General features: G+C 78.2%; 1 pseudogene. It reads left to right on the top strand.

The features are described from left to right. Positions 1-468: 468 nt before the first annotated feature. Positions 469-1,348, top strand: a pseudogene (locus tag SSNG_RS44335) (hypothetical protein); the annotation flags it as partial.

Raw genomic sequence — 1,348 nt, 5'->3', positions numbered from 1 at the left:
CGTCGGCCGCTTCGCCGTGCCCGGGCAGGACGAGGCCGAGGTCGCGGCGAGTGCGCCGCTGGAGCGGCTGGCCGGGCTGTGCCGCACTCCCGCGACGCCCGCGCGGCTCGCGGCGGCGCTGGCCGCTCCCGGGGACCGGGCGGCCGCCATGGCGTACCTGGACCAGCTCGTGGACGCGGGACTGCTGGTCCCCGTACCGCCCGTCGGCCCCCAGGAGGCCGATCCGCTCGGACGGCTGGCCGCCTGGCTGCGGGCCGGCGGCGAGAGCGGGCTCGCCGCGCAGGTCGACGAAGTCGCGGACGCCACCCGGAAGTTCGGGGCGGCCGGGCCCCGCGAGCGCACCGTGCTGCTCGCGCTGCTGCGCGACCGCTGGACGGCGCTGATGGCCTCGGCGGGACGCCCCGCTGCCCGCGGCGGACCCGGTGCCGCCCGTGCTGGCCGAGGACGTGGTGGCCCGGCACCCGGTCCATGCCCGACGGCCTCCTCACCGCCGAGGACCACGAGGCGCTGCGCGAGGTCGCCGCCCTGGCCGAGCTGTACGACCTCGGGCACCTGGTGCGCCGGGCCCTGCGCGACCGGTTCGTGGCCCGCCACGGCCGGGGCGGGGTCTGCCACCCCGTCTGGGACTTCGGGCCCTCGACGGTCGCGGCCTGGGAGGACACCGTCCGGGACGCGCTCCTGACCCCCGGAGACGGCCTGGGCTCCCTGCCGAGCCGCGCGGCCGGACTCGTACGCCTGCGGGCCTCGTTCGAGGCTGCGGTACGGGACGCGGCCGCCCTCCGGGAGGACCCGGACGCCGATGTGGTGCTGCCCGCGGAGCTGGTCGGGTCCTACGCGGCGCGGCTGCCCGCCTGGGCGGCGGCGCGCCCGCTGTCGTACGCGCACTTCCTCCAGTGGGACGCCCGGCGCGGGCTGCTGGTGCTCAACCACCTCTACGGCGGCTGGGGGCGGACCGGGAGCCGCTTCTTCGGCCTGCTCGGCCCGGACGCCGTGGAAGCCGCCGCCCGGGAGGTCGCGCACACGGCGGGGCCCGGCTCGCGTCCGGTGCAGTTCCGGCCGGTCCAGGGCTTCAACGCCAACCTGCAGCCCCGGTTCATGCCCGAGGAGATCGTCTCGCAGGAGTACGCCCCGCAGGCCCCGGACGGCGGCCGGGACCGGGCGCCGCTGCGCGAGGAGGACGTGGAGCTGTTCCACGACGAGGCCACCGACCAGGTGCGCCTGCGGCTGCGGGAGAGCGGCGAGCCGCTGGACGTCTTCTACCCGGGCCTGCTGGTGAGCGGCCTGCTGCCGGTGCGGGACGCCCCGCTGGTCCCCGACCATCCGGAGGGCGTCGTCTCCTTCGCCTCGC

It is taken from the genome of Streptomyces sp. C (assembly GCF_000158895.1).
Taxonomy (GTDB): Bacteria; Actinomycetota; Actinomycetes; order Streptomycetales; family Streptomycetaceae; genus Streptomyces; species Streptomyces racemochromogenes.
The sequence above is the reverse complement of the archived record's forward strand: the minus strand, read 5'-3'. Positions and strand labels throughout refer to the sequence as shown.